9 protein-coding genes are annotated in these 6,585 nt (G+C 40.6%); 8 read left to right on the forward strand and 1 reads right to left on the reverse strand.

Annotated elements, in window-relative coordinates; genetic code table 11:
- The first annotated feature begins 70 nt into the window (after positions 1–70).
- Positions 71–502: an NfeD family protein gene (locus VB654_RS08785; protein WP_323213362.1), complete on the forward strand. Its 432-nt coding sequence runs from the start codon at positions 71–73 to the stop codon at positions 500–502.
- Positions 503–687: 185 nt separating this feature from the next.
- Positions 688–1,689 carry an SPFH domain-containing protein gene (locus VB654_RS08790; RefSeq protein WP_323213335.1) on the forward strand — a complete coding sequence of 334 codons (1,002 nt, stop codon included), beginning with the start codon at positions 688–690 and terminating at the stop codon, positions 1,687–1,689.
- A 162-nt stretch (positions 1,690–1,851) separates the two neighbouring features.
- Here the strand turns inward: VB654_RS08790 and VB654_RS08795 are convergent, their stop codons facing one another.
- A complete protein-coding gene (locus VB654_RS08795; protein ID WP_323213336.1) occupies positions 1,852–2,259 on the reverse strand; it encodes a Fur family transcriptional regulator in 408 nt (135 codons plus the stop codon).
- A gap of 145 nt (positions 2,260–2,404) precedes the next feature.
- Between VB654_RS08795 and purS the strand changes: the two genes are divergently transcribed.
- From purS to VB654_RS08825, 6 genes are all read left to right on the forward strand, one after another.
- On the forward strand, positions 2,405–2,683 hold the full coding sequence (gene purS / locus VB654_RS08800; protein WP_006197636.1) for a phosphoribosylformylglycinamidine synthase subunit PurS: 279 nt from the start codon (positions 2,405–2,407) through the stop codon (positions 2,681–2,683).
- Positions 2,684–2,780: 97 nt separating this feature from the next.
- A complete protein-coding gene (purQ, locus tag VB654_RS08805; protein WP_323213337.1) occupies positions 2,781–3,455 on the forward strand; it encodes a phosphoribosylformylglycinamidine synthase subunit PurQ in 675 nt (224 codons plus the stop codon).
- A 282-nt stretch (positions 3,456–3,737) separates the two neighbouring features.
- Entirely contained in the window at positions 3,738–4,163 is a 426-nt protein-coding gene (locus tag VB654_RS08810) for a GNAT family N-acetyltransferase (protein WP_323213338.1), read from the forward strand.
- Positions 4,151–4,750 carry a hypothetical protein gene (locus VB654_RS08815; RefSeq protein ID WP_323213339.1) on the forward strand — a complete coding sequence of 200 codons (600 nt, stop codon included), beginning with the start codon at positions 4,151–4,153 and terminating at the stop codon, positions 4,748–4,750. The genes VB654_RS08810 and VB654_RS08815 overlap by 13 nt, the downstream gene beginning before the upstream one ends.
- A 147-nt stretch (positions 4,751–4,897) precedes the next feature.
- Positions 4,898–5,989 carry a helix-turn-helix domain-containing protein gene (locus VB654_RS08820; protein ID WP_323213340.1) on the forward strand — a complete coding sequence of 364 codons (1,092 nt, stop codon included), beginning with the start codon at positions 4,898–4,900 and terminating at the stop codon, positions 5,987–5,989.
- 188 nt (positions 5,990–6,177) lie between these two features.
- The gene (locus tag VB654_RS08825; RefSeq protein WP_323213341.1) at positions 6,178–6,534 is read left to right on the forward strand and encodes a DMT family transporter; all 357 of its coding nucleotides are present in this window, start codon (positions 6,178–6,180) and stop codon (positions 6,532–6,534) included.
- Positions 6,535–6,585 lie beyond the last annotated feature (51 nt).

A 6,585-nucleotide genomic window follows, 5' to 3' on the forward strand; every position in this document is an offset into this window, starting at 1 on the left:
TATAGTCTGGGTGTATCTAATCTCAAAAATACATTTAAGTAAATGTAGAGTTTAGGATGGCGTTATGCCTATGCCAAGTTATACCTTAATCTGGCTCCTGGCAGGATCTGTTCTGTGTTTAATGGAACTTTTCTTACCATCGGCTTTTGTCGAATTCATGATGGGAATTAGTGCCTTGATTGTGGCGCTACTGTCTCTAGTGGGTATGGGAAGTTTATGGCTACAAGTTGCGGCTTGGCTAATGCTTTCCACAGTTTTGATTGTGCTTTCCCGGCGGTTTTTGCAACCGCGTCGGCGCAAGTCGAAAATGGCGGCTACAGTTTTAGCCGAAACCTTAACAGAAATTCCGCCTGGGGAAACCGGACGGGTGCTATATGAGGGAAATTCTTGGCGCGCACAATGTGACGATGAACAACTGAGCGTAGCACCCCATCAAAGAGTTTATGTGGTTAGAAGAGAAGGCACTACCTTGATTGTGATGCCAGATTATTTATTACGTTGAGTGTGCTTCTAAAAGTGCTGAGTGCTGAGTGCTGAGTGAAAAAGCTTAGTACCGCAGGGTGTTCCTCAAAGGTCTTATCCGCTAGGCTTTTCATTGATTTGAAATGGTTGGTTTATTTACGCCGTACTGTACTTTCGCTACACCCTGTTGTATACGTATTAATCAGAAATCAGGAGAATAAATAAATGGAGCATATTTTCTTACTCATCTTCTTGACGCTTGGTGGTTCTGCGGTTGCAGGATCTGTGAAAGTTGTCAATCAAGGTAATGAAGTCTTGGTAGAAAGATTGGGTAGCTATAACCAAAAGCTAGGACCAGGGCTAAATTTTGTGATCCCTTTTCTAGATAAAATCGTCTACCAACAAACTATCCGCGAAAAGGTCTTAGATATTCCTCCCCAAAAATGTATTACCCGCGACAATGTGGGTATTGAAGTTGATGCGGTGGTTTATTGGCGGATTGTAGATATGGAAAAAGCCTGGTACAAGGTGGAAAATCTTCATGCAGCCATGACAAACTTGGTTTTAACTCAAATTCGCTCCGAAATGGGACAATTGGAGTTAGATAAATCCTTTACCGCTCGTTCTCAAATCAATGATATTTTATTGCGAGAGTTGGATATTGCTACTGATCCTTGGGGTGTGAAAATCACACGGGTGGAATTGCGAGATATCGTCCCATCCCAGACGGTGCGAGAATCAATGGAGTTGCAAATGGCGGCAGAACGGCGCAGACGGGCAGCAATTCTGACTTCTGAGGGTGAACGTGAATCTGCTGTTAATAGCGCTAGAGGTAAGGCTGAGGCGCAAATTTTGGACGCGGAAGCTCGGCAAAAATCTACAATTCTGCAAGCAGAAGCGCAACAAAAATCAATTGTATTGCAAGCCCAAGCTGAACGCCAGCAACAGGTATTGAAGGCACAAGCAACATCAGAAGCATTACAAATTATCACCAAAACTCTAAATGCTGAACCGGGCGCACAAGAAGCGTTACAGTTTTTACTTGCTCAAAATTATTTGGAAATGGGGATGAAGATTGGCAGTAGTGACAGCAGTAAGGTGATGTTTATGGACCCCCGGAGTATTCCTGCGACTTTAGAAGGGATGCGTTCTATTGTTTCTGATGTTTCTGCAAATCCTTTGTTTGGTGGTGAGACACCAGGGAGTAATCAACATCGTTCTAGCTAAAAAAAGGTGACAGAAGATTAAATTTTCCCATGGGGACTAACAAATAAAAAATATCCCAAAATTGCTTGTGGAGGGGCAAATATGCCTGGAAATCACCAAGGACGGGCAATATGCCCATCCCAACAAGATGGAATAATTTATTTTATGGTGTTCCCTTGATTACTAATGCGCTCCCATGCTTGCAGCTTGATTCATTTGGCATTTACTACACAAACCAAAAAATTCCAGTGTGTGGTAAAAAATTTTAAATTTATGACTGGATTCCAACTCGCCTTCTAGGTTATGAACGGGACATTGATTAATCGGAATTGAAACACCACATTGGAGGCAAGTTAGGTGATGCTTGTCTTGTTGGGCTAGGTTATAGAGGGCTTCCCCATTAGCCAAAGTCCTAACCTGCACCATACCTTCTAGTTTTAAGGCTTCTAGGGAACGGTAAACTGTTGCTAAACCCATGCTTTGATTTCGATTACGTAATTCTACGTAAATATCTTGGGCAGAAATGCCTTGTTTAATAGTTTTTAGCAGGCTCAAAATCCGTTCTTGACTGCGAGTATGTATGGCTCTCATAGACAATTATTTAAATTCGCCACTGTAGGAGAAGCTGTTATAATAGACAACTTATTAATTAACTGTAACCGCTTCGTAATCCTATTTTCACTCAGTTGGGACAGAAAGTTATACTATAGCGATCGCAGCATTCAGCAAAAAGCCTGTGCAAAGGAAGTATATAGCTAAAATTTTCGTGACGCTTCGTCCTTCAGTCTTAGACCCTGCTGGTGTGGCTGTACAATCCGGTCTCCAGCAACTGGGATACAACAATGTGGAACAGGTGCGGATTGGTAAGTACATTGAACTAACCATCACTTCGACTGAAGAGATTAAAGCACGTCAAGACCTTGAACGGATCTGTGACCAAATGTTAGCAAATCCGGTGATTGAAAATTATCGCTTTGATTTGATAGAGGTGGAAACACAAACGGGAGTCATTTAACAGGAGTTCCAAGACGAGGGAGATGGGGATAATCTAAATTTCCCACTCCCCACTCCTAATGACTAATGACCAATAACTAATGACTACTGACTAAATCATGAAATTTGGGGTTTTGGTTTTTCCGGGTTCTAATTGCGACCGCGATGTGGCCTATGTCACCAGAGATTTGCTGGGTCAACCGACTCGCATGGTTTGGCATCAAGACACAGACATCGCTGATGTGGATGTAGTGATTGTACCTGGTGGTTTTAGCTACGGTGATTATCTGCGCTGTGGTGCGATCGCGCAATTCTCGCCTGTGATGCAGCAGGTGGTTAACCATGCTAAACAAGGTAAATTTGTCCTTGGTATTTGCAACGGTTTTCAGGTATTAACTGAAGCAGGATTGTTACCGGGGGCATTGACTAGGAATCGAGATTTGCATTTTATATGCGATCGCGTCCCCTTGCAAGTTGAGCGTACCGATACCAATTGGACGCAAGCCTACACAACGGGTGAAACTATCACTTTACCCATTGCCCACGGTGAAGGGCGATTTTATGCTGATCCAGCCACCTTAGCAGCCATTGAAGATCATGGGCAAGTCGTCTTCCGTTATGCAGGAGAAAATCCCAACGGTTCACTCAATAACATTGCCGGCATTTGCAATCGCCAAGGCAACGTTTTAGGCATGATGCCGCACCCAGAACGAGCAGCAGATTCTGCGTTAGGTAATACTGATGGGTTGAGACTCTTTCAAGGCTTATTAGAGAAAATCGCCGCTTTAGCGTAGCGTTTTACTATGTGCCTTTTATTAAAAAAATTTGAGGGTGCAGTATTTCTGCACCCTTAAATTTTAACTCGGCTCACTACCTTGATGTTTACAGTTCACTAGACCTAGATGGCTAAGACCTTTGACTCTACAATCCTCTTGCTTGATTTTTTGTAATCAAAAGGAGCCATTACATCTCAATTAACACTTATTTTGTCTCAATCCTAGTTTTTTCTCTTAGAACTGAAGTTATGATGAACTCATTTTTATACCGAGTTCGTCAACTGATTCCTTATGTCTTAAATGTATAATTATTTACAATTAAATCCGTCAAGTGTTGCTCTGTATGAAGAGTTAACTTATCCTGCTTTTCGTCCCTATCTCAGAAAGATCACCCCTGACAGTTCTCAGGTTGCTATTGGAGTAGAGTTAGATTCTGACCCTATTGGGTTGATCTTTGCTGAATATGCTACTACAAGTGCAACTCCACCGAAAACCTTTGGGCAAATTCTTTCCTTTTTTGTAGCACCAGAATATCGCAGTCAGGGAATTGGTACAACACTACTCCAGAAAATGGAAGCTGAGTTAATCAATAGAGGCTGTGATGAAATTTTTTTACAATACCTCGATAATCCCCAGCAAATACAGCGCTTCCGGCTATTATGCAATACAGTTTTCTCCTTGTCCCTCTCCTATCATAGCTTTCAGCTTTGGGGATGTACCTCATAGCTGCCGGAAGTGCTGTAGCCCTAGAAAAAATTCTCAAAAAACAACATTGGACAGCACCAGAAGCCACAGCTTTAATCTGTTATGGCACGACAACTAAAATTAAAAATGCTCGCATTATTAAATATCTAGACAAGCTATCTCCAACCCTTCCCGATGATTACACCATATTTCCTTGGCATACTTTAACAGAAGCGGACAAAGACTTTATTAATAGCATGATGGAAATTCATCCCTTGACCAGAAGATTTAATCCTTTTACCGAAGAAAAGAGAATAGAACCCCTTAACAGTTTAGGATTGCGCTATCAAGATAAAGTGGTTGGTTGGATGATCACCCATCGTACTGCTCCCGATACTATTCGCTACACTCAGATGTATGTCCACCCAGATTACAAACCCCTCAGCCAGAGCATTCTTTTCTTAGCTAAAGCCATCAAACTTCAATGTGAGGCAGTTCCAGAGATACCAAACGCAACTTATCGGGTAGAAGTCGATAATACGCCAATGGTTAATTTTGTTAATCGCCGACTTGCTCCTCACTTAGAAAATATTCGTCATGCTTGGCAAGCATCAAAATTTTTGACATAGGTCTATTGATTAAAAGGCGATCGCCAGTGTCTTAAAATTTATAGTTAAGAAAATCATGGAAAAATTCAATATATTAAAAGTCATGATACATAGCTATGTAGATGACTTACAAATCTAGAAAATTGCCATGTCAAATTTGTCGAGATAATGCACACCATACCAAAAGAGCCAAACAATAGAAGCCTTGATATCATTGAGTTTAACTCTCAATTGTTAGAACAAGATCAGATATTTGACTTTTGGAGTGAAAGTATAAAGCCGTTATTCTTATGTGAAAAGAAAGAAGATCACAAACTGGAGCATATACACCATAAATCGGCGAAAATTGACCAGATTGTTCTAGCTAAAGGTGGGTTTTCTTCACAGTTTTTTGTGCGAGATAGAAAGCACTTATTGCGTCATGATGATAGCGACCATATTTTAGTGCAGTGGTATGCCCAGGGTGGTTGCCATGTTGATAACGGTGGGCGTAATTATATCCAATCGCCGCAACACATTGTGATGATGGATTTAGGTTATGAATCTTTTAGTAGCACGATTTTACCTTTTTCTGAAATAATTACGCTTATTATTCCCCGTGAACTTTTACAAGAATGTTGGGGATCTATTGATAATTTGGCAGGTTTAAGCTTGCCTGTTGATTCTACTAGGGGAGTGCTATTAAAAAACTTTATGCTTTCTTTGTCTGAAGAACTCGATGGGATTAAAGTCAGTGATGCGAGTACAATAGCTCAGGTAACTGTACAGATGGTTTGTTCTATGTTTAAAAATGAAGTTAAACAGACTAATGTTGCACCTGATATTTTTGAAGTTGAACTTAAATTGCTGATCAAAAATTTTATTGTTACGAATTTATGCAACCCGCAATTATCAGCAGATATGTTAATTGAGAGATTTCATTGCTCCCGTGCAACCCTTTATCGTTTATTTCAAACTTATGGTGGCGTTGCTCGTTACATTGATTTTTTGCGATTAAAACGTTGTTATAGATATTTAGTTTCTAACCCAGTAAAACGAGGAGAAATTACAAAAATAGCTCAATATTGGGGATTTCGTAATCGACAGCAATTTACCCGTCAATTTCGCCAGCATTTTGGTGTTAACCCCAGTGATGTAGTCATGGGGGGTGCTGATAATTTTCCTCAGAGATATAGTTATCAATCTCACAAGAATATTGCTCCGAATAGTTACAGGCTGGCATCTTGGTTCACAGAATTAGGTTGTGCAACCAAAAGTTAGAAGAATGTAACTTTGTTTCAATCAAGATTCATTTTGTCTCAATATTAGTTTTTTTTCAAATATTTATAAGTATAGTTATCTCAAGAGCGAGTAGCATTTGCAGTGGAGTGGTCATAGTGGGAGGTAAATCTGCATAACATCCCTATAGGGGTATTATACAGAAAATTTTTGTACATCAAAGGAATTGTATGCCTCAATCGATTGGGTTTGCCTGGATACTTCTGGGACTATCTGCAATTGGATCTTGTGCCGGTAGTTTGCTACTCAAGCAAGCGAATCTAGGACTTCCTAATGCTGGCTTACTGCTTTTACTAACATCGCCTTGGTTTGTTGTTGCAATCGCTTGCTATCTTTTTGACTTAGTTTTCTTTGCCCAAGCTTTGCAGCAATTATCTGTATCCACAGCAGTACCTGTGGCTTCAGGTCTTCGGATTGCTACGACTGCCATTTTGGGTACAGTGTTCTTTCGAGAGCATTTCACCTACAACCATTTATTAGCATCCTGCCTGATCACCGCAGGAATTGCGATCATGACACGCGCTTAAAAAGAGAGGAAATAAAATGTCAAAATTCGTTGTGAAAGTAGTTGGACATAA

This window comes from Nodularia sp. UHCC 0506 (assembly GCF_034931045.1).
In the GTDB taxonomy this organism is placed as follows: Bacteria; Cyanobacteriota; Cyanobacteriia; order Cyanobacteriales; family Nostocaceae; genus Nodularia.